16 protein-coding genes are annotated in these 23537 nt (G+C 33.4%); all 16 read left to right on the top strand.

What is annotated here, in order from left to right; translation table 11 throughout:
• Window positions 1-481: 481 nt before the first annotated feature.
• The 16 genes from HWV59_RS17425 to HWV59_RS17350 all read left to right on the top strand — a co-directional run bounded on the left by HWV59_RS17425 (window position 482) and on the right by HWV59_RS17350 (window position 23521).
• On the top strand, window positions 482-1531 hold the full coding sequence (locus HWV59_RS17425) for an AraC family transcriptional regulator (RefSeq protein WP_175639641.1): 1050 nt from the start codon (window positions 482-484) through the stop codon (window positions 1529-1531).
• Between the two features lie 299 nt (window positions 1532-1830).
• Window positions 1831-4116 (top strand): glycoside hydrolase family 2 protein, encoded by a 2286-nt coding sequence (locus HWV59_RS17420; RefSeq protein WP_175639640.1) that lies wholly within the window; start codon window positions 1831-1833, stop codon window positions 4114-4116.
• Between the two features lie 255 nt (window positions 4117-4371).
• Window positions 4372-5415 (top strand): AraC family transcriptional regulator, encoded by a 1044-nt coding sequence (locus HWV59_RS17415; RefSeq protein WP_175639639.1) that lies wholly within the window; start codon window positions 4372-4374, stop codon window positions 5413-5415.
• 273 nt (window positions 5416-5688) lie between these two features.
• Complete coding sequence (locus HWV59_RS17410; RefSeq protein ID WP_175639638.1) at window positions 5689-6717, top strand: TRAP transporter substrate-binding protein; 1029 nt, start codon at window positions 5689-5691, stop codon at window positions 6715-6717.
• 267 nt (window positions 6718-6984) lie between these two features.
• Window positions 6985-7482: a TRAP transporter small permease gene (locus tag HWV59_RS17405; RefSeq protein WP_175639637.1), complete on the top strand. Its 498-nt coding sequence runs from the start codon at window positions 6985-6987 to the stop codon at window positions 7480-7482.
• Between the two features lie 6 nt (window positions 7483-7488).
• Window positions 7489-8769 carry a TRAP transporter large permease gene (locus tag HWV59_RS17400; RefSeq protein ID WP_175639636.1) on the top strand — a complete coding sequence of 427 codons (1281 nt, stop codon included), beginning with the start codon at window positions 7489-7491 and terminating at the stop codon, window positions 8767-8769.
• Window positions 8770-9096: 327 nt separating this feature from the next.
• Complete coding sequence (locus HWV59_RS17395; RefSeq protein ID WP_175639635.1) at window positions 9097-11364, top strand: glycoside hydrolase family 3 protein; 2268 nt, start codon at window positions 9097-9099, stop codon at window positions 11362-11364.
• A gap of 187 nt (window positions 11365-11551) precedes the next feature.
• Window positions 11552-12940, top strand: coding sequence for an MFS transporter (locus HWV59_RS17390; RefSeq protein ID WP_175639634.1), 1389 nt, complete (start codon window positions 11552-11554; stop codon window positions 12938-12940).
• A 6-nt stretch (window positions 12941-12946) separates the two neighbouring features.
• The gene (locus tag HWV59_RS17385) at window positions 12947-13894 is read left to right on the top strand and encodes an AraC family transcriptional regulator (protein WP_175639633.1); all 948 of its coding nucleotides are present in this window, start codon (window positions 12947-12949) and stop codon (window positions 13892-13894) included.
• Window positions 13895-14486: 592 nt separating this feature from the next.
• A complete protein-coding gene (locus tag HWV59_RS17380) occupies window positions 14487-15275 on the top strand; it encodes a sugar phosphate isomerase/epimerase family protein (protein ID WP_175639632.1) in 789 nt (262 codons plus the stop codon).
• Window positions 15276-15296: 21 nt separating this feature from the next.
• Complete coding sequence (locus HWV59_RS17375) at window positions 15297-16391, top strand: Gfo/Idh/MocA family protein (RefSeq protein WP_175639631.1); 1095 nt, start codon at window positions 15297-15299, stop codon at window positions 16389-16391.
• Between the two features lie 278 nt (window positions 16392-16669).
• A complete protein-coding gene (locus tag HWV59_RS17370) occupies window positions 16670-17575 on the top strand; it encodes a sugar phosphate isomerase/epimerase family protein (RefSeq protein ID WP_175639630.1) in 906 nt (301 codons plus the stop codon).
• Between the two features lie 45 nt (window positions 17576-17620).
• Complete coding sequence (locus tag HWV59_RS17365) at window positions 17621-18751, top strand: Gfo/Idh/MocA family protein (protein WP_175639629.1); 1131 nt, start codon at window positions 17621-17623, stop codon at window positions 18749-18751.
• Between the two features lie 421 nt (window positions 18752-19172).
• Complete coding sequence (locus HWV59_RS17360; protein WP_175639628.1) at window positions 19173-21674, top strand: GH39 family glycosyl hydrolase; 2502 nt, start codon at window positions 19173-19175, stop codon at window positions 21672-21674.
• Between the two features lie 261 nt (window positions 21675-21935).
• Window positions 21936-23045: a Gfo/Idh/MocA family protein gene (locus HWV59_RS17355; protein ID WP_175639627.1), complete on the top strand. Its 1110-nt coding sequence runs from the start codon at window positions 21936-21938 to the stop codon at window positions 23043-23045.
• Window positions 23046-23083: 38 nt separating this feature from the next.
• Entirely contained in the window at window positions 23084-23521 is a 438-nt protein-coding gene (locus HWV59_RS17350; RefSeq protein WP_175639626.1) for a C-glycoside deglycosidase beta subunit domain-containing protein, read from the top strand.
• Window positions 23522-23537 lie beyond the last annotated feature (16 nt).

Here is a 23537-nt window from a genome sequence, read left to right as displayed (position 1 = left end):
AATAAAAATAAGATTAAAAATCTTGAAAAGGTTTTTAATCTTATTTTTATTTCATTTATAGATAAGAAGGTATTTAGTCTTTTTAATCGAAGAGATATGAAAGAGTTGCAGATAAAAGGGGGATATCATATTAATACCCATACGAAAGAATCGTGGTAAATGTAGAGGTACCCGTATTCTTACTGATGACAACAGTCAAATACGTCGCCATGTAATAGCATGACTGAATAGAGTTTTTATTAGTGTTAAAGGGAAAGTTTACGTTTACGTTGGAAGAGAAAACTATATTTCATGAAAATAACCTCCTTCTTATTTAATAGAAATCTCTAAACCTACAAGCTTTAAATAAAATACTTAAACACTTGGTAATTATTCATTTTAATAAAATGTGGATGTTTAAAGACTATTTAAAATTATAAAACAAATGCTAAAATAATAGAAACCATTATAATTTTACCTTCAAAGATAGGAGCATATATCGATGAGACTCAAAAGTTATGAAGAATTGTTTGATGTAATTAATACTAGAACTGACATCGAAGAACATATATTGCAGACTCTTGATAATTTCCAAAAAAATAACAAACTACCACTTGCAATTCCTAATAATAAGGTAGAGGGTAAAGACAGGAAAATTATTATGGAAAATGACAAAAATGGAATTGTTACTTCTTATCCTAATAATGAGGTAAGAATAAATAAGGTTGCCATAAGGAGAAAACTAAAATATATACCTATTTTTGAACACAAACATGAATATATTGAAATCGTATATGTTTTACAAGGTAGTTTTATTCAGGAGATAAAAGGAAGGCAAATCCAAATGAATAAAGGGGACTTATGTATTTTGGACAAAAATGTCGTGCATAGTTCTTTACCTTTAGGTGAATCAGATTTGGTTGTCAATATTATCTTGACACCTGAATTTTTCGATGGTATTTTTATGTATTTATTGTCTGATGATAATAATATTTCGAATTTTATCATCAATAGTCTTTACTCTAAGAGTAAGTCACAAAATTTCTTAAAACATCATGTAAAAGAAGGTACAATGATACAGAAAATTTTAGAGAATCTCCTGCTAGAATATTATTCACCAGAACTTAAATCTTCGACAGCTATTAACGGTTATTTCCTCATTCTATTTACAGAATTATCAAGAGAAATAAGTGATAGATCTGGAGAACATATTAATGTTGAACAACATAAGGTAAAGGAAAAGATTTTAAAGTACATTAGAGAACAATATAAAGATACTACTCTTAATGAAATGGCAAATTACTTTAATTTTCATCCAAGTTACCTAAGCAGCCTTATTAAAAAAGAGTTTGGTAAAAATTTGAAAGATATACTACTTGAGGTTCGAATGACAGAAGCAAGTAAATTGCTTAAAAATACAGATATGACAGTTGAAAATATCGTTCATGAAGTTGGTTATACAAATTATAGTCATTTTTATAAAGTGTTCAAGAAGACCTATGGAATGACTCCAAACCAATATAAAACAAATGTAATAAAAAAGGAGGTTTAAAGTCTGAATGAACTAAGCTATTAAAAATTACATCCTAACTTATTATATTTTGATATATTTTTATGTGACTAAAAACCCGCAAGAATGGCGGGTTTTTTCCTGTACACAAAATTATTGGGTAATTTAATTTTATAAGATAAACCTAAAAAAACATATACTCTCCTAAATAAATAACATTACTTAAAAATTATTAAGCTTGTAAAATCATTTATTGTAAGCGTTTTAACGAAAGAGGTAAGGAGATGAAAAAACATCGTCATTTAAAGATGCTATTACAATAATGAAAAGGGGAGAGAGTGTTGTCAATATTATCAACTAATTTTAAAAAGTCCGCACTGTTTATGGTTGTTTTATTGTTTCTAGGTTCACTAGTTATACCAAGTGTGAGTGCAGACCAAGGTGGAAAGAACAATAAGAAAGTTGGAGTAGTCAATACAGGTAGAATTGTAGAAAATATTGATGAGGATTGGACATTCTACAAGGGTGTTCAAAGTGCAGATGAAAATTTTAGTGCAACAAATTTTAACGATAGTAGTTGGCAACAAATAAGCCTTCCTCATACATGGAACGCAGAGGATGGTATTGACATTGGTGAATATTATCAAGGAGATGGATGGTACAGAAAAGAATTGACTATTCCTAATAGTTATAAAGATAAAGAATTATTCTTACAATTTGAAGCTGCAAATAAAGAGGCAGAAGTTTTTGTTAATGGCAAGTCAGTGCATACTAATATAGGTGGCTATCTTGCATTTACAGTTGATATTTCAGACCATGTAAAATATGGACAAAAAAATATTGTAGCAGTAAGAGTAAACAATGAAGTAAAAGATTCAGCTCCACTATCAGGAGACTTCACCTTTTTTGGTGGTATTTACAGAAGTATAAATCTAATCGTTACGGATAAAACCCATATTGAAGTTGAAGATGATAGTTCAAGAGGTGTATACGTAACCATTCCTAACAATAAATCCATTGAGAAAAAGGCAGAAGTAAACCTTACAGTGCCAGTTAAAGTAAGCAGTGATGATGCAAATAGCAAATCTAACTCTATAGAAGTTAGAGCTGAAATAAAATCTGCAGAGGGAAAAGTTAGATCAAGAACTGAATTAAAGATTGATGGGAAAAAGTTAAAATCTGCAGAGGTGTCAGGAGATAGTGCTGAATTTACAGGGAAAATGAAAGTAAATAATCCACACCTTTGGAATGGTACAAAGGATCCTTACCAATATACTGTTGAAGTTACTGTAACAAGAAAAGGCAAAGTAATTGACCAAGTAAATGAAAAAGTAGGGTTCCGTTATTTCTCTGTGGATCCTGATAAAGGATTCATATTAAATGGTGCAAGTTACCCACTGCATGGTGTTAACATCCACCAAGATAGAAAAGGTTATGGGAATGCAGTACCAGATGAAGTCAGGGCAGAGGATTTTGAACTGATTAAGGAAATTGGTGCTAACACACTGAGGGTCGCTCATTACCCACACTCACAGTATGTTTACGATAAGGCTGATGAAATGGGATTAGTGGTTTGGGCTGAGATTCCATTAGTAAACTTTATGACACTAACAGAAGAATTTTCAAACAATGCTGAGAAGCAATTAACTGAGATGATTAAACAAAACTATAATCATCCTTCAATAGTAACATGGGGCCTTCAAAACGAATTTGGAGGAAGAGGTTATTATACTCCTGATAATAGTGTAAGTCGTGAAGAGCAGTATGCTGCGGCAACTGAATTGATTAAGCGTTTGGCTACTACTGCAGAAGAATTAGATCCTAACAGACCGACTACTCACGCTATTCAGGGTAATTCATCCCGTGATCCACAATATAAGGATATTTTGGATAGACATATAGCTTGGAATGAAAATGCAGGTATAGATATTGCCTCTTTTAATACCTATTTTGGTTGGTATTATAATAAAGCTGGAGATTTAGCTCAATATCTTGATACATTACATGAAGAAAACCCAAATGTTCCATTAGGTATATCCGAGTATGGTGGAGGAGCAAACCCATATCAGCATGATGTGATTGATGAAGACTTTATCAACAAATGGAATACCGTAAACGAGTTTTCTTCTCGTGGTCCATTCCAACCAGAAGAATATCAAAATTATCTTCATGAAAGTGCATGGAGCATCATCAGTGAGCGTCCTTGGTTATGGGCAACACATGTATGGAATATGTTTGACTTTGGAGTTTCCGGGAAAAATGAGGCCTCAACACCAGGTATTAATACTAAAGGGCTTGTATCACATGATCGCCAGACTAAGAAAGATGCATTCTATTTTTATAAGGCACAATGGAATAAAGAAGACCAATTTGTCCATATCACAAGCAAAAGATTTTCTGAAAGAGAAGATAGTACTACACCTGTAAAAGTTTATTCGAATCTAGAAGAAGTGACATTAACTGTAAACGGTATAGATTACGGTAAGGGTACAGTGCAGCAACCAGGTGTATTTGTTTGGGATAGTGTAGAACTTAATGAAAGTGGCAATGAAGTAATTGCAACAGCTGAAAAAGAAGACGGAACGAATGTTACAGATACAGTTACTACTTGGGAAATAAGTGAATAACAAAATCATTTTTTGTTTTTCATTTCCTAATCAGCTATAACTCACCATCAAATTTAAGTGGTTTAGTTAGATAAACAAAGAAATGTAAGCGATCTACAAGATGTACATTCATTCTATAGAACAAGTCGATTTTCCAAAAGAAAATTAGCTTGTTCTTTTTTTGTGGAAATTTAAAGACACTGTAAAACGATAAAACAAATGTTAATATAAGAGAAACCATTATAATCTAACCTTCAAAGATGGGAGGATATATCAATGAGACTCAAAGGTTATGACGAATTGTTTCAGAGAATTAATTCTAGAACTGACATTGAAGAAAATATATTGCAGACTCTTGATCATTTCCCAAAAGACATAAATCAAATACTTGAAATTCTTAAGAATAAGTATAATGATGGAAAAATAATTATGGAAAGAGACGAGAATGGAATTGTTACTTCTTATCCCAACGATGTGGATAAATTACATAATTTTACAATCAGGAGAAAAACAAAATTTATACCTATTTTAGAACACAAACATGAATACATTGAAATTGTGTATGTTTTACAAGGTACTTTTATTCAGGAGATAAAAGGAAGACAAATTCAAATGAATAAAGGGGACTTATGTATCCTAGATAGAAATGTTTTGCATAGCTCTTTACCTTTAGGTGAATCTGATGTGGTTGTTAATATTACCTTGACTCCTAAATTTTTCGATGGAATATTTATGTATTTATTATCCGATAAAAACTATATTTCGAATTTTGTCATCAATAGTCTTTACTCTAAGAGTAAGTCACAAAATTTTTTGAACCACCATGTAAAAGAAGGTACTTTAATTCAGAAAATTTTAGAGAACCTCCTGCTAGAATACTATTCAACAGAAGAAAGATCTACAGCAGCTATTAACGGTTATTTCCTCATATTTTTTACAGAATTATCAAGAGAAATTACGACTAGGACTGGTGAAGGTATTAAGGATGAACAACATAAGGTAAAGGGAAAGATTTTAAAGTATATTAGAGATCGATATAAAGATATTAAACTTAATGAAATGGCAGAATACTTTAATTTTCATCCAAGTTACCTAAGTAGCCTTATTAAAAAAGAATTTGGTAAAACTTTAAAAGAGTTACTAATTGAGGTTCGAATGACAGAAGCAAGTAAATTACTTAAAAATACAGATATGACAATTGATAATATCGTTCTTGAAGTCGGCTATACAAATTCTAGTCATTTTTATCATGTGTTTAAGAAAACCTATGGAATGACTCCAAATCAATATAAAACAAATGTTATAAAAAAGGATATTTAAAGTCATTTATTTGACTAAGAACCCGCTAGAATGGCGGGTTTTTTCCTGTTCACAAATAAAATAGAAGGAAAGATCTAAAAAATAAACCTAAAGAAAACATATAATCTCCTAAAGTTACAACATTACTAAATGCTATTTAGTCCTGTAAATTATAAATGTAAGCGTTATTAATTCAGTGTGAGGGAGTGAGGAAACATCGTCATGTAATCATTACATTATTGGAAATGAAACATTAGTTTGTTTGGTGAACTAATAAATGTTATAGGGGGAATTATGGTGAAAAAGAAAAAGTTATCTTTGATATCAATGTCATTGTTATTAGCGGGAAGTGTCTTAGCTGCATGTGGAAATTCCGAATCTACTTCGAATGAAGAAAGTGGAGGAAATGAAGGTAATAAAGAACCAATCGTACTAAAATTAGCGGAGAATCAACCAGATGATTATCCAACAACAATTGGTGATAAAGAATTTGCGAAATTAGTAGAGGAAAAAACAGATGGTCGTTATAAGGTTGAGGTGTACTCAGGTGGTCAACTTGGTGATGAAAAAAGTGTCATAGAACAAATGCAACTTGGAACAATGGATTTAGCGAGAACGAATGCTGTACCTCTTGCTGAGTTCTCAAAAGAGATTGGTGTGCTACAAATGCCATACATCTTTAAAGATGAAGACCACAAATGGAACGTACTTAATGGTGAAGTAGGAGAAGAAATTTTAGGAACACTAGAATCAGCTAATATTGTGGGCTTAACGTATTATGATTCTGGTAACAGAAGTTTCTATAATTCAAAACAACCTGTTGAATCACCAGAAGATATGAAAGGACTTAAAATTCGTGTTCAGCAGTCAGCTTTATTTGTAGATTTAGTCGAGGCTTTAGGGGCATCAGCAACACCGATGGCTTATGATGAAGTGTATTCAGCATTACAAACAGGTGTTATTGATGGAGCTGAGAATAACTATCCTAGTTATTATTCTTCTAACCATTACGAGGTGGCAAAGTATTTCACATTAGATAATCACTCTGGAGTACCTGAAGTATTAATGGCTTCAAAATCACTATGGGATAAATTAAGTGACGAAGATAAAGAAGCTTTTAAAGAAGCAGCAATTGAGTCCCAGACTGCACAACGTGAAGCATGGGACAAATTAACAGAGGAATCAAAGAAAGCAATTGAAGAAGCTGGTAATGAAGTTGTTGTAATTGAAGATACAACTCCATGGAGAGAAGCTGTTCAGTCTGTTTATGATAAGCACGGTGGAGATTATAGTGAGTGGATCGAAAAAATCGAAAATGAGTAATCTATTAAATTAAAAAAATAGTTCATGTTCATTAGTAGGAGTATATCTCCTATTAGTGAACATGGCAAAATATCCCTTTTAAATAGGTTAATTAGAATTACAAAAAAATCAACGTTCAAATAATAAAGCTTATGCTACAAACAACATAACCATAATTCTTTAACATAAGGCATTCATGAATAGCAAGTTTAAATAACCTCCTATTCATGAATGTCTTATAAAAGGATTGCAGGTGTTAGAGCATGAAAAGTTAGGAGGCCCTTGCATATGAAAGCTTACAAAAAAGTTAAAAATGGGTTTGACCAAGGGGTAGACACAATTGCGATGACCTTTATTGCTATCATGGCAATCATTGTTTCAGCGACAGTATTTTCTCGATATTTTTTTAGTTACACACCTCGTTGGTCTGCAGAAGTTTCCTTGCTCTTGCTAATTTGGGTGAGTTTTATTGGAATAGCTGTAGGATTTCGAGAAAAACTTCATATCGGTGTAGGAGTCTTTGTTGGAATGCTCCCAAAGAAAGCGCAAGCATTCTTGGATATCATAACAAAGATCATCGTCATTACAGTAGGAATTGTGTTCACATATTTTGGAGTGAAATTCACCATATTGATGGGAAACTCCACGATGTCAGGAACAGGATTACCTCAGAGTGTCTTATATGGCGCAATTCCTGCATCAGGTATTTTAATGGTTATATATGGGGTTGAATTGCTTTTTAAAAAAGGTATGCATCAAGAATGGGAAGAAAATACAGAGGAGTGATGAACAATGGGTGTTTTCGTTTTAATGGGGAGCTTTTTTATACTTTTACTTTTACGGGTTCCTGTTGCCCTATGTTTAGTCGTATCATCATTTCTAACCGGAATGTACTTAGATATAGACTTAGCAGCTTTAGTTCAACGAATGGTTGGTGGATTAAATTCCTTTTCTCTCTTAGCTATTCCTTTCTTTATCTTAGCAGGTGAGATCATGAATGAAGGTGGTATTTCCCGACGACTTATCAATTTATCTAATGTCATAATCGGTAAAGTACGTGGTGGGCTAGCTATGGTAAACGTGTTAGCAAGTACTTTTTTTGGAGGAATTTCAGGGTCAGCTGTTGCAGATGTTTCTTCAATAGGTTCTGTATTAATACCGATGATGAAAAAGAAAGGCTATGATTCTGATTATGCTGTTAACGTAACGATATCCAGTGCAGCCCAAGGGGTTATGATTCCACCTAGCCACAACATGATTATCTATTCAACAGCAGCTGGTGGTGTTTCAGTTGGCTCACTTTTTATGGGTGGTTTAGTACCGGGTTTGTTATTAGGTTTGGTGTTGATGATCATCACGTATATGATTGCCGTAAAGAGAAAGTATCCAAAGGGAGAACCGATTAAACGAGAAGAAGTTCCAAAGATCATTCGTGAGGGACTATTGGGCTTGTTAACTGCTGTCATTATTATTGGAGGAATAATAAGTGGTATCTTTACAGCCACTGAATCAGCTGCAATCGGAGTCCTGTATGCATTTATTATCACTTTCTTTGTTTATAGAGATATTCCTATTGCGAGAATGGGAGTTATTTTAAAAAGAACTTTCAATACGTTAGCGATGGTTATGTTTTTAATTGCTGCTTCATCAGCATTTGGGTGGCTTTTGGCTTTATTAAAAGTTCCAGCTATGGTGACAGAGGGATTAATTTCAATCTCGCCAAATGATGTTGTGACATTACTATTAATCCTTCTTATTTTATTAATACTAGGAATGTTCATGGATATGGCACCACTCATTCTTATCGCAACACCTATCTTACTACCAGTAGCAACAAGCGTCGGAATGGATCCTGTACAATTTGGAGTAGTTCTTATCTTGAGCTTAGCAATTGGTTTAGTTACTCCTCCTGTAGGAACCTGTATGTTTGTTGGATGTGCAATAGGTAAAATCCCTATCGAAAAATCAGCCAAAAATATGCTTCCATTTTATGGAGCAATGATTATCGTTTTATTACTAGTTACATTCATACCACAACTATCACTTTACTTACCGGAAATACTACTAAAATAGATTAGAAGACTGTTATGCCTAAGTAATCTTTAGGCATAACAGATCTTGGAGGATAAAACTAGTTACATTTAATCATCAACTAGAATTCTATCATTTACTCCCTATAAATATCTTGCGTGTATTAGTTTGCTAAACCAATACAATGGATAAGTTTCTTAAACTACTAAAGCTTACCACTAAACTGAAGGGGGTGGTTTAGTTTGGATTAGGAAAATGTAAGCGTGTACAAGAAGAGGGCGCTACTAGTAAGGTTGTTTTAGTAGTTTACATTTTTTAGTTTTTAGTTTTAGCCTACTATGAAAACACTTAAATAAGAGGAGGAAGAACATGGCTTCAGTATCGAAAAAAATAAATAAAATTTCAAAGTTAAGAAAAAGAGTATTGGCTAGTACACTTGCCCTATCAATAGTCGCTCCTGTATTGGGGCCACAAGCATCTCTAGCTGCAGATAGTGGCAACCTTGGACAGTTCGAAAATTCAGGACCAAGTGAATATACAGGTGTTGGTGCAATCCCAACATACAAAATACCTGCAGCAAAAAATCAGCCAGAAATTGAAGTTGGCTCTCCTGAGTTAGCTATTAAAAAGGGTGCCAAGTATTTTAGAGATGCGAACAGAAATGGAAAACTAGAAACGTATGAGGATTGGAGAAAACCAGTCAAACAACGTGTTAAAGATTTAGTAGAGCGTATGAGTCTACATCAAAAAGCAGGTTTAATGCAAATTAATGTGAATTTCGGGATCAATAATAACCCAGGGGAAGATGGAAATTTATTAACTGAGGGGGGCATTAATCAACTTTCTGAACAAGATATGCGTTATGTCATTTTCCGCTCAACACCAAATTTAGGGACTATAGCAAACTTTAACAACCAGGTTCAAAGATATGCAGAAGGCCTTGACTTAGGGATTCCAGTTACAATTATATCAAACCCTCGTAACCATGCTTCAACGGACTACACAAATATTGGTGAGGCTGAAGGACAACATACATTCTGGCCTGGAGCATTAGGATTTGCTGCAGGTGGGGATGCAGAAGCAGTGCACGAGTTTGCTGACATTGCCAGAAAAGAATGGGAAGCTGTTGGTATTCGAAAAATTTACGGTTACACAGCAGATGTCGGAACAGACCCACTTTGGGCAAGAATTGAAGACACATTTGGTGAAAATCCAGAAGTTGCCGGTGAAATGATTTATAATGCAATAAAAGGTTTTCAAGGTGATAAGCTCGGAAAAGACAGTGTTGCCATTACAGTTAAGCACTTCCCTGGTGGTGGAGCACGTGATGACGGATTAGACCCCCACTTCGAAGATGGAAAATTCAATCCATACCCTACAACTGGAAGTCTATTAAACTATCATATCCCTCCATTCGAAAAAGCAATTGAGGCAGGTGTATCTTCTGTCATGCCTTATTATGCTTACCCAAGTAACACAAGTTCAGACCAGGGGTTGGAGTGGTATAATCAAACTGAGCAATTTGAAGAAGTAGGTTTTGCTCTTAACAAAGGTATCTTAGGATTTTTGCGTGATGAACTAGGCTTCAAAGGATACGTGAACTCTGATACTGGTGCTGTAGATGATAATGCATGGGGTGCTGAAAATTTACCACTACATGAAAAGTACGCAAAAGCAATCAATGCTGGAACGGATATTGTTTCGGGATCTTCTGGTCCAGACGCTTTAATTAAAGCGGTTGAGGAAGGTTTAGTAACAGAAGAAACGATTAATGAGTCGGTTACATTATTGTTAACTGAAAAGATGAATTTAGGACTTTTTGATGATCCATATGTAGATCCACAAAAGGCTCTTGATCTGGTGGATCGTGATAAAAACCCAGAAGTATTTGCTGCTGCTGAATTAGCCCACCGTAAATCTGTTGTTCTAATGCGTAATGATGAAACTGATGGTGAAAATCTATTACCGTTAACAGAAGAAAAATTAGAAAATGTTAAATTGTATGTTGAAGGTTTTGTTGGAGCAGTCGCTGGAAGAGGAGTGACAGATCCAGCTGCAGACATTCGAAAGAAAGCTCCATTACAATCTGCTGCATTTACAGCAAGTTTAAAAGCAACTCTTGAAGAGAAGTTCCCTAACATTACACTTGTAGATCATGTTGAGGAAGCAACTCATGCTTATGTATTTGTTCAACCAATGCAATCTAACTGGGATAATAATCCACGTATTACAGTTGGGCCTGAAACGGCAATTTTCAATACAGACAAAATTGTTGAAATTCAACAAAAAGTTCCAACCATTACGGCAATCAACTTTACGAATCAGTGGCTAATTAATGAACTTGAACCAAATGCTGCAGCATTAATCGCTACTTTTGGTACTTCACAAGATGCAGTATTTGATGTTGTCACTGGAAAATTCAATCCTGTTGGAAAACTTCCATTTGGTATTCCAGCTAGTGAGGATGCAGTGGAAAGAGAAGTTGGCGATGTTCCTAGTTTTGCTGAAGAGGAAATTGAAGATTTTGTTTATGTAAATGCTGCTGGCGACAAATATGCATATAACTTTGGTCTTTCCTATAATGATGAAAACGAAGGAAAAGGCCCTGATTTGAAAAAAAATAAGAAAATTAAATAAGAGTTGTTCTGAATTTATATTAAACAAGAGAAATCATGCAGGTGAAACAAATAGAAAACCATCCAATGACGGATGGTTTTTCCATTAGTCGTGCCCCACAAAGTTATTCTAATCTGGCACGGCGAACCCTCTTTTATGTAAAGTTAATGTACGAAGAAAATAGTAAGTTTACGGGTGGGGAAATTTTATGACTAATTTTATTAACTTCTTATTTGACACATGGCGTGTAGTCCTTTTCCCATCAAGTTCCGCAGCTTCTAACGTACACCTCTATTTCTTTATGGGGTTCTTTCTCATTTTTTCAACAGAGGCACTAAATTTAAATCCAGTATTTGTTGGGTTTATCATGACAGTGATGAGATTATTGGATGGTATAACAGATCCTGTCGTAGGATCAATGATAGATAGAACACAAACAAGAATCGGTAAATTTACACCATTTTTGCTAGTAGGATCCTTCCTTCTAGCAATTAGCTTGGCTATGATAATAGTTGTTCCATTTTATATCCATCAACATTATCACTATATTTGGGTTATTAGTTGGTATGCTATTTGGATGATAGGATATACATGTATGACAACAGTTAATAAATCTGCCCTTTCGATCATAACAAGGAATCCTAAACACAGACCAATTTCGGGGATTACAGGGGGGCTATTTTCGGTTGGTATTCAATTAATCATTTTTAGTGCCATTGTTCCGATTTTACAAAACAGTGGTGGAATGAGCTCTCAAGAAGGATGGATGAAAGTCCTGTTGCTTATTTTAGGACTTCACTTGTTATTATTTATTCTCGGTCTTTTTTCTATTGTAGGCGTGGATAAACCACAATTCTATATGGATATAAAAGCATCGACGAAAATGAAGCTGAAAGATTATTTTGGAGTGATTAAAGAAAATAGAGCCTTACAAATGCTTTTGATTGCAGCATCAACTGATAAACTAGCCAGTACTGTTAATAGTGCATCAACAGTTTATTTTTACATGTATGCTGTGAAAAATTTAGATTTACTTCCTTTCGTAAAAGCAGTTTCCACTCCAGTAGCATTCTTTGGAGCATTTATTGCCGGAGGAATAGCCATTCGTTTTGGAGTGAAAAAAACATTTGTTTTAGGAGCTTGGGGGAGTGTTGTAGTAACTACCATTTTGATCATCTTCAGACCTTTTGCAAATGAAACTTCCGTGATGAACGTGTTTATTGTGTTAATGGCCTTGAATTTGTTGTTTAGGCGTTTAAATGATCAAAATGTGAATCCTATGATCGCTGATATTATTGATTATCATACCTATAAAACTGGAAGATTTATGCCTGGTACAGTTGGTGCTACTTTTACCTTTGTTGAGAAAATGATTAGTTCATTTGGAAGTACAATTGTTGGATTAGCAATGGGAGCGGCGGGTTATGCAGCTGGTGCTGAACCAACAACCGCCCTCTTTTGGACAGTAATTGGTCTTTACTTAGTTTTACCGCTGTTGAGTGACATAGCCAGCATACTTGCAATGAAATTTTATCCAATCGATAATGAAATGTATAAAAAGATGTATTCTGAACAAACAGTTAGTAAGCAGAGGTGAACTTTTATGAACTATCCTTACGAAAGTGTTGTCGTAAACGAAGAAGTGCCTGTATTTTCACTAATGACAACAGTAAAATACGTTGTGATGCATTGGCACGACCGTATTGAATTCTTGTCGGTGTTAAAAGGTAAGGTTCACGTCTATGTTGGAAGGGAGGATTATATCTTACATGAAAACGACCTTCTTCTTATTAATAGTAACGAAGTTCACGGAGTTGAATCTGACGAAGGCAATACAATTTTACTCGTACAAATCCCCATTTCTTTTATCAAAAAGTGCTACAAAAATATTGAACAAGAACGATTTCAATGCCTATCTTTTCTCCATGATAACCAGCAGCAATTTAATAAAATTCGGACACTACTGACACAGTTATGTCTAACAGTAAAAGAAAAAAAGAAAAGCTATGATTTAAAGGTTCATTCCCTTCTTTTGGACACCATCTATCATCTTGTGACCAACTTCAAAGTGAAAAATCATCATGAATTAAAACAAACTAGCAAAAAGAATATCGAAAGAATGAACAGAATTACTGACTACATAGAGAAACAGTACATGCATCCTCTTACTCTAGAAGAACTTGCAGAAACTGAACAATTAACTCCCACATACTTATCCAGATATTTTCAACAGCAAATGGGACAATCCTTTCTTAAATATTTAAATGGGATTCGCCTTAAACATGCTCTTTATTACTTATTAGAAACAGATTTACCCATCATCCAGATCGCAATGGAGTGTGGCTTTACTAACTTAAAAGCATTCCATAAATTATTCAAAGATACCTTTCATACAACCCCACATCAATATCGAAAGAATCAAACAAAATCTTTTACAACTCCTAGAAGGAAAAAGGAGGGGACTGAAGGCTATGAATTTGTAGAAGAAAATGACATTGGTTATTTATATAAATATTTAGAAAAAGATAAAAGTCATTATGATATTTCATAAAAAGAAAATGAATCAAAAGAAGTTACTAAATCGCTTGAAAGTGGTTATAGCGAGGTTGGAGAGGGAAGCGTGGAAATTAGAACAACATGTGAAACGTTCGAAGATATTAATAAATCTATAACGTAAATGGTTGATACAATTAAGGGAGCAACATCAACTTTCATCAATAGCCCAGAAAAAAGCCACAAATAAGTGATACAGTGGAAGTAATAGCATCTATCTCGGAGGAGTCTGCTGCAGGAATAGAAGATAAATCGGCAAATACACAACAATCAAGTAGTTCTATGGATGAAGAGCAAATAATTGTGAAGTCCTGTCGATGTTGGCTTATGGTTTAAATCAAACAATTATAAACTTGTCTAATTTTTTGTAAAAATGAATATAAAGGAGATTAAAAATCACTCGTTGATTTTTAATCTCTTTTTTGTATTTTAAAATATTAAAACAATTCGAATAAAGAATCAAAACAATTTGGTTAAGAAGTAGAAAGAAGTAAATATGAGAAAAGATTAAAATTTTACTAGAAGAGTTGCTCCACAAGAGTAAATAGATAAAATGTAGTGAATGTAACAAAGCAGGAAGGGGTTTTTAAATGATGCAACTTGGAATCATCGCAATACCAACTAAAGAAAGTTTTCAGAATGCAAAACAAAAGGGATTAGACTTTTTAGAGTTATGTATAAATGAAGGTCAAGATGTAGAAGAGTTTTATCAAAATAGAAAAAACATAATGAGATGGATAAATGAGTATGGAATTAAGGTTGGATCGATAGGTAGATGGAAATCGATTCGTATTGATAATCAAGGAAGTGTAATAGAAGAAGAATTAGAAAAATGTTTTAGGTTAATTGACGTAGCAAGTGAATTAGAATGTTCTAATTTTGTAAGTGGGTGTAATTATGTAGATGAACTTTCCTATTATGAAAACTGTTCTGCGGCTATTCGCTTTTTTTCACTTCTTATTGATTATGCAAAGCCAAAAGGTGTAAACATCTCCTCTTATAATTGTAGAAAAGTAAATTTCGTTCATAATCCAGAAGCATGGAAAATCATCCATGGTCATGTCAAAGAGTTAGGAATCAAATTTGACCCATCACATAGTCGTTATTTTGGAGGAGATTATTTACAAGAAACGTTAGATTGGGGAGACCGATTTAATCATGTTCACTTAAAAGGTTCCTTAATCGTTAACGGACAAAGAGTGGATGATCCTCCGGCAGGACTTGATCAAACAGATTGGAAAACGTTTTTTTCAATATTAAGAGTTAAAGGTTATACAGGTGGACTAAGTATTGAGCCTCATTCCCCCGTGTGGACTGGTGAATTGGGAGAAAAGGGTATTGATTTTACGATTGACTACATGAAGAAATTATTATTTTAAAAGACAAAGGAGGACAAGAAGATGACTAAAAGAAAACTTAGATACGGATTGATTGGTGCTGGTAGTAATGCAGTAAAAAAACACCTAAGTAACTACTCAAGCCTTTCTAATATTGAATTAGTTGCTGTCTGTGATGTGAACATTGAAAATGCAAGGAAAGCTGCTGAAACATACAAAATTCCAAATATGTACAAAAATTATCAGGATATGATTAATAAAGAGGATTTAGATATTGTCAGTGTATGTACACCAAATTCGCTTCACACGGATATTACGATTTATGCCCTACAAAATGGAGTGAATGTTCACTGTGAAAAGCCACTAGCTGTTAATGGGAAAGAGGCCCAAAGAATTGTCGAAGCGAAGAATAGATCTGGTAAAAACGTAATGATTGGGTTAAATAACCGATTTACTAACGAAGCGGTATATTTAAAGAAATGTATTGATGAAGGTTACCTAGGCGATATATATAAGGCAAAAGCTGGTTGGATTAGACGAAGTGGTATACCTGGGAGAGGGACTTGGTTTACCAATAAAGAAGTTGCTGGCGGTGGGGTAATGATTGATCTAGGTGTTCATTATCTTGATTTAGCATTATTCCTTATGGGAATGCCTGAGCCAACTTATGTGACGGGCGCTACTTATCAAAATTTTGCTCATACGGATAAAAGAAATCGAAATGGATATAAAGGCAATCCAAATGGCATCTTCAACGTGGAGGATAGTGCAAATGGATTTATTGGTCTTCAAGATGGAGCTACGGTGAATTTTGAATTCAGTTGGGCTTCAAATATTGATAAGGATCAAACATTCATTGAAATACTAGGAACAAAAGGTGGAGCGAGTATTATTAATGGAGAATTAAAAATTCATTCGGAAATTTTAGATTCCTGTGTTGATATCTCACCAATTCTTAATCCAAATATTAAGTTAAAGAATGAATTTGAACACTTTACAAACAGTATTCTTTCTTCAGAAGAGTTATTAGCACCTGCTGAACATGGTGTTTATATGATGAATATTATTGATCATTTTTATTTATCGGCTGAAAAGCAGGAACCAGTATTTTTTGAAAAAAATAACAATAGTTATAAACGATTATCATCAATTTGTTAATTTTATTTTACGAAGGGCTCTTTGGCTAATTGTCAAAGAGCCCTTCGGCTTTAAAAGACTTTTTTAGCTATGAGGTTAAAAATAACATTGTAAATTTTAACCTACAAGAATAAATCGTAATCGAAAGAAAAAATAGGACGAAAATTTATATTTTGGATGACAATTAATGAAAGGGAAAGTTGATGAATAAAAGGTAAGATAGGAATGTAAGCGAAATCAAAAATAATTATAAGAAATCATATTAGTAATGTTTTTAGAAGTAGAAGGAGTGTGAATCGATGAAACTGGGTTTTAACAGTGCCATTTTAGATGGATGTACATTTGAAGAAGTTATTGATTATGCATCTGAAAATGGTTTCAAATGTGTAGAAGTATGTGCATGGCCGAAAGGAAAGGCTGTTAGAAAGTATGCGGGTGTTACTCATATTGATGTAGAACAATTAGATGTCAATTATGTAAAAAATTATACAGAAGAAAAAGGGGTTAAAATTTCTGCCATTGCTTATTACCCAAATGCTTTAGATCCAGATGCAGATAAAAGTCATTATTATGTGGAGCATATTAAAAAATGTATCGAAGCTGCAAAAGCATTGAATGTAAATATGGTTACTACTTTTATTGGTAGAGATCAAAATAAAACAATTGATGAAAATTTGCAAATAATGACGGATGTATGGAAACCAATTGTTGATTTTGCAGAAGGATTAGGTGTAAAAATAGCAATTGAAAACTGTCCAATGTTATTTACAAATGATGAATGGCCAGGTGGTCAGAATTTAATGACAACACCAGCTATTTTCCGCAAGGTGTTTGAATTAATTCCTAATAAAAATTTCGGTTTAAATTACGATCCATCACACTTTGTTTGGCAACAGATTGATTATATTAAACCGATTTATGAATTTAAAGAAAGAATTTTCCATATTCATTTTAAAGATATTAAAGTATACAAAGATCGTTTGGATGATGTTGGAATGATGGCAACTCCACTTCAGTACATTTCGCCTAAATTGCCAGGTCTTGGTGATGTGGATTGGGGTAAATATGTGTCTGCATTAACCGATATCCGTTATTTCGGTTATTCAGTAATTGAAGTGGAAGATAAAGCTTTTGAAGAATCATTAAAATCTCGAAAGGATTCTATAATAATCAGTAAAAACTATTTAAGTCAATATTTAGTCTAATAGTTTTAAAAAAATAATCTAATATAAAAATAGGAGTGAATTAATATGTCTAAATTAAGAATTGCTATTATCGGTTGTGGTGGAATTGCAAATAATAAACATTTCCCAGCATTAGCACAATTCAAAGATGAGTGTGAAATGGTAGCTTTTTGTGACGTTATAGAAGAAAGAGCCTTAAAAGCAGCAAAAGAATTCGGATCAGAAGATGCGAAAGTATACACTGATTATAATGAATTATTAAAAGATAAAACCATTGATATCGTACATGTATGTACACCAAACGTATCGCATAGCCCAATTACAGTTGCTGCTTTTGAAGCTGGCAAACACGTTTTATGTGAGAAACCAATGGCACACAATACAGAAGCAGCACAAAAGATGATGGATGCTTGGAAAAAATCAGGAAAGAAATTCACTGTTGGTTACCAAAACCGCTTCAGGGAAGAAGTCCAAGCATTACACCAATCTTGTGAAAGAGAAGAATTAGGAGAAATCTACTTCGCAAAAGCACATGCAGTACGTCGTCGTGCCGTGCCAACTTGGGGAGTGTTTCCAGATAAATCACAACAAGGTGGAGGTCCACTAATCGATATCGGTACACATGCCCTTGATATTACATTATGGATGATGGATAACTATAAGCCAGTATCCGTATCGGGATCAGTATTCCATAAATTAGGCAGATTACCAGAAGGACCAGAAGGAAATCTATTTGGACCATGGGATCCGGAAACGTTTGAAGTAGAAGATTCAGCATTTGGATATATCAAAATGGAAGATGGCTCAACCATTTTCCTGGAATCTTCATGGGCATTAAACACATTAGATGCGAAAGAAGCAGCAACAACGCTTTGCGGAACAAAAGGTGGAGCACAAATTATCTCCGGAATGGGACAAAAAGAAAAAGAATTAATATTCAACAGAGCGCACAACAATATGTTAGTTGAACAGAAAAAATCTCCAGTAGGAAATATTGCATATTTTGAAGGTGGAGCAAATTCACCAGAAGTATTAGAAGCAAAACAATGGTTAGCGGCAGTAAAAGAAGATAAAGAACCATTAGTACAGCCGGAACAAGCCTTTGTAGTAACAAAAATTTTAGATGCAATCTATCAATCTGCAGAAACTGGTAAGGAAGTTGCATTTGAAAAAGAATTAGACGTAGTAAACGCATAATATTTTAGACTCAGCATATGGGGACTGTCCTATAAGCCGTTTTTCTTGGGAATAACGTTGACAAAGAAAAGGAGAAAAGCTGTTAAATCAACCTTTCTCCTTTTCGATTTTATATAAAACCTTCAATTAACATATCTTATTGGTACAGCCCCTAATTGATATCTTTCAATACTTAATGTGAAATTTTAAAGATAATAATTATATCGTTGTCATTTATCTGAAAGAATCTATTAATTGGAATTAAAAATTGTTTAATGATGGACAGGGTGTTACTATTTGTATAGTGAAAATTAATTGCTTACATTTATTTCTGATTATTAGAATGGGGAAATATAGTAATTGGGAATATTGAGGTGATAAGATATCTTTTTATATTAAAATGTAAGTGTTTGTAATTTGAATATTCGGTGGAGGAAATAGAATGCTACATACACAAACAATTCAGCCTTCAATAGATTCCAAATTAGTAACTATTTCAGTCATGAATGGTAAAAATGTCTTAGATCATGCACATAATGATATCGAATTAATTTATATGATTGAAGGAAATTTAGAAGTAAAGATAAAGAATAATTTATTTACATTAAATAAATCAGATTTTGTCATCGTAAATTCGAATGAACTACATTCTTTTCATTCAGAAGAAAATAATTTATTTGTTATAATCCATTTTAACTATTTTCAAATACGGTCAATTCTCCAACAGGAGAATCTATATTTTCAATGTAATTCTCTAGAAAATACGGTTTCATCTAATCAACAGATGAAAGATGTAATTGAGGAAGTACTTTTAGTATATTTAAAGGAGTCAGATATTTCGTTAGCGGGATTCTGGGAAAAGGTATTAAAATTAATTTCTTTTATTCAATTAAATTACCTGAGAGATAGAAAGCATCAAGAAATAAAACCACTTCTTTCGGAGGAAATGGCGAATGAAAGGTTAATGGAAATACTTGAATATGTTGAAAATAATTTCCGGGAAGCATTAACATTGGAGGAAGTAGCAAGAACTCAATATATAACAGTACCTTATTTATCTAAATTTTTTAAAAAACAAACTGGGAAAACATTCTCACAATATTTAAATAAAGTACGTCTCGCACATGCTGTAAATGAACTAATTAACACGAAAAAACCAATTACTCGGATTGCGCTTGATAATGGTTTCCCAAATCTAGTAGCATTTAATAGGGTATTCAATGATAAATTTAAGGTGAAGCCTGTTGATTATAGAAAAAGTAAAGTAGAAAAAATTGAAAATAATGAAAAAACAGTAAGTAATGATAAAGTGGAAAATGAAGAAGCATTATTAGAATTGCGTAATTACCTTGAATGTGTTTCACCAGTACACCCTAAAAATGAACCCATATTAATTGAAACGGATATTGTGAAAATATCGAAATTTGAAGCTTATACGAAATATTGGAACAAGGTAATTAATGTTGGATACGCAACGGACTTATTAAATTCAGATATGCAAGAGCAGTTATCTCTTATGCAATCAGATATAGGATTTACATATGCGAGGTTTTGGGGATTATTCTGTGATGAAATGCATGTTGAAGATAAATCGGATGACCAAGTAGCTTACAATTTTTCAACTATTAATAAATTACTAGATTTCTTAATAAAAAATAGATTAAAACCATTTATTGAGCTAGGACCGAAACCAAAGCTCGTTTTAAAATCCTTTGGACAAACCCTCATTTATCAGACAAATAATGAAAAATCACTTGATGAATGGAAGAAGTTACTAAGGGCTTTCTTACTGCATTGCGTCGAACGTTATGGGATTGAGGAAGTAGTAACATGGTATTTTGAAATTTGGGGTAATAATATAGACCCTATCATAGATATTGGTAATGATGAGAAGTTAAATAAGAGTAACAGACATGACCCTGCTCAATTTGAGGAATACTTCAAGGTATTTTCTTTTCTAAAGCAAATTTTGAATGATATTGTTCCAGAGGCAAAAGTGGGTGGTTGCGGATTAGCAACAGATTTAGAAACTGAAAAGCTAGATTTATTCTTGAAACAATGGAATACGCACGAAATACAACCGGATTTTCTTTCATTTTATGTCTACCCAATAGAAACGGAAAGTGATAGAAATACTAAAAAGAATGTGACCTCGACGAACCGTGACTATGTTAAAAATAAAATAAAACAGGTAAAAGAATCCATGGAGAGATCTGGATTTAATCACGTAGAATTAAATGTTACAGAGTGGAATATTTCCATTTCAAGTCGCGACTATTTAAATGATAGTTGTTTTAAAGCGTCCTATATAGCTAAAAATATTGTAGATAATTTAAATCAGCATGTGAATATGTTAGGTTATTGGATGTGTTCTGATATATTTGGTGACTTCAAGGATTCTAAGAATTTACTACATGGTGGTGTAGGGTTAATCACAAAAAGTGGTATAAAAAAACCAAGTTATCATTCATTTTCATTATTAAAACAATTAGGTGAAATATTAGTTTCAAAAGGCGAAAATTATATCATTACAAAAAAATCAGGGGAACGATATCAGATTATTTGTTTCAATTATAAACATTTTGATTATTCTTATTATCTTCAGCCAGAGGGTAGTATTGAGATAAGTGAACATTATGGAATATTTGAAAATACTGATTCATTGGACATTTCATTCAAAATCCAAGGGATATCTAATGGTAGATATCGTATTAAAGAACAAAGAATTAATCGTGAACACGGTAGTGTTTTAGATGAATGGCTAAATTTTGGTTCGGTTTATGATATGAAACCGGATGAAGTAGAATATCTAAAACAAAAATGTGTTCCTTATATGAAGGTAGACCATACTTTTGTGGATGAAAATAAAATAATAATTGAGGGTAAACTTCAACCTCATGAAGTAAGATTATATGAACTCAATTTATTATTCAGTGAGTCATAATATTTAAAAGAAGAGATGAAAAAATCGCCTCAGGTTTTTTTCATCTCTTTTTTGTATGTTTAGATTTTTGGATATGTTAATAGTGTTATTGAGATTAAATATAACAAATTGTTTTTTAATCTGCTATTAAAATATCGAAAAAATTTTTAGAGAAATTAGCCTAAAATTCAATGTACAAAAGATAATAAATAAAAGGGAAAGTATGGAGATAAAAGTTAAAATAATTTTGAAAGCGAAAACAATTTAAAGGAGAGTATTCAAATGAGTAAATTAAGAATAGCTATCATCGGTTGTGGTGGTATTGCAAATAACAAACATTTCCCAGCATTGGCACAATTCAAAGAAGAGTGTGAAATGGTAGCATTTTGTGACGTTATAGAAGAAAGAGCCTTAAAAGCAGCAAAAGAATTCGGATCAGAAGATGCGAAAGTATACACTGATTATAATGAATTATTAAAAGATAAAACCATTGATATCGTACATGTATGTACACCAAACGTATCGCATAGCCCAATTACAGTTGCTGCTTTTGAAGCTGGCAAACACGTTTTATGTGAGAAACCAATGGCACACAATACAGAAGCAGCACAAAAGATGATGGATGCTTGGAAAAAATCAGGAAAGAAATTCACTGTTGGTTACCAAAACCGCTTCAGAGAAGAAGTCCAAGCATTACACCAATCTTGTGAAAGAGAAGAATTAGGAGAAATCTACTTCGCAAAAGCACATGCAGTACGTCGTCGTGCCGTGCCAACTTGGGGAGTGTTTCCAGATAAATCACAACAAGGTGGAGGTCCACTAATCGATATCGGTACGCATGCCCTTGATATTACATTATGGATGATGGATAACTATAAGCCAGTATCCGTATCGGGATCAGTATTCCATAAATTAGGCAGATTACCAGAAGGACCAGAAGGAAATCTATTTGGACCATGGGATCCGGAAACGTTTGAAGTAGAAGATTCAGCATTTGGATATATCAAAATGGAAGATGGCTCAACCATTTTCCTGGAATCTTCATGGGCATTAAACACATTAGATGCGAAAGAAGCAGCAACAACGCTTTGCGGAACAAAGGGTGGAGCACAAATTATTTCTGGAATGGGACAAAAAGAAAAAGAATTAATTTTCAACAGAGCGCACAACAATATGTTAGTTGAACAGAAAAAATCTCCAGTAGGAAATATTGCATATTTTGAAGGTGGAGCAAATTCACCAGAAGTATTAGAAGCAAAACAATGGTTAGCGGCAGTAAAAGAAGATAAAGAGCCATTAGTACAGCCAGAACAAGCCTTTGTAGTAACAAAAATTTTAGATGCAATCTATCAATCTGCAGAAACTGGTAAGGAAGTTGTATTTGGAAAATAAAGTGAAAAAATAGTCAAAAGTAGGAGGAGAGAGAAAAAATGACATTTGTAATGAAATTACCTTTTGTTGATACAGTAGTTGACGATAGTCTTGCGAATACATTTGTAAATGGAAAGAAGTTAGGTTATGAGTTCCAAATTAGATTAAGTTATTATCGCGGACATTATTTATCTTGTATTGAAGATTTAACAATTATGGTAGATGGTGAAAAAGTAGAAGCGAATGATATCAATTTCTGCTTGAATGGTAAAGAATTTACTATAGGACAAATCCCATATCTTATTTCAGAGTTCTGGAATTGTAATGAAGCAGCGACAATTAAAGTTTATTTACCAGGTGGTTTAGAAGAGGGCAAACACCATATTGATGTAACACTATTATTACGTAACGCATATATGTTCATTCCAGGAAATACAGAGAAACATAATTATGCAGTTCTAGATTCATGTGGAAGTAAAACATTAACTTTAAGATAGTAAGAGAGGGGATAGA

The organism is Metabacillus schmidteae (assembly GCF_903166545.1).
Classification (GTDB): domain Bacteria; phylum Bacillota; class Bacilli; order Bacillales; family Bacillaceae; genus Metabacillus; species Metabacillus schmidteae.
Note: the sequence above shows the minus strand (reverse complement) of the source record. Positions and strands in the feature narration are given on the sequence as shown.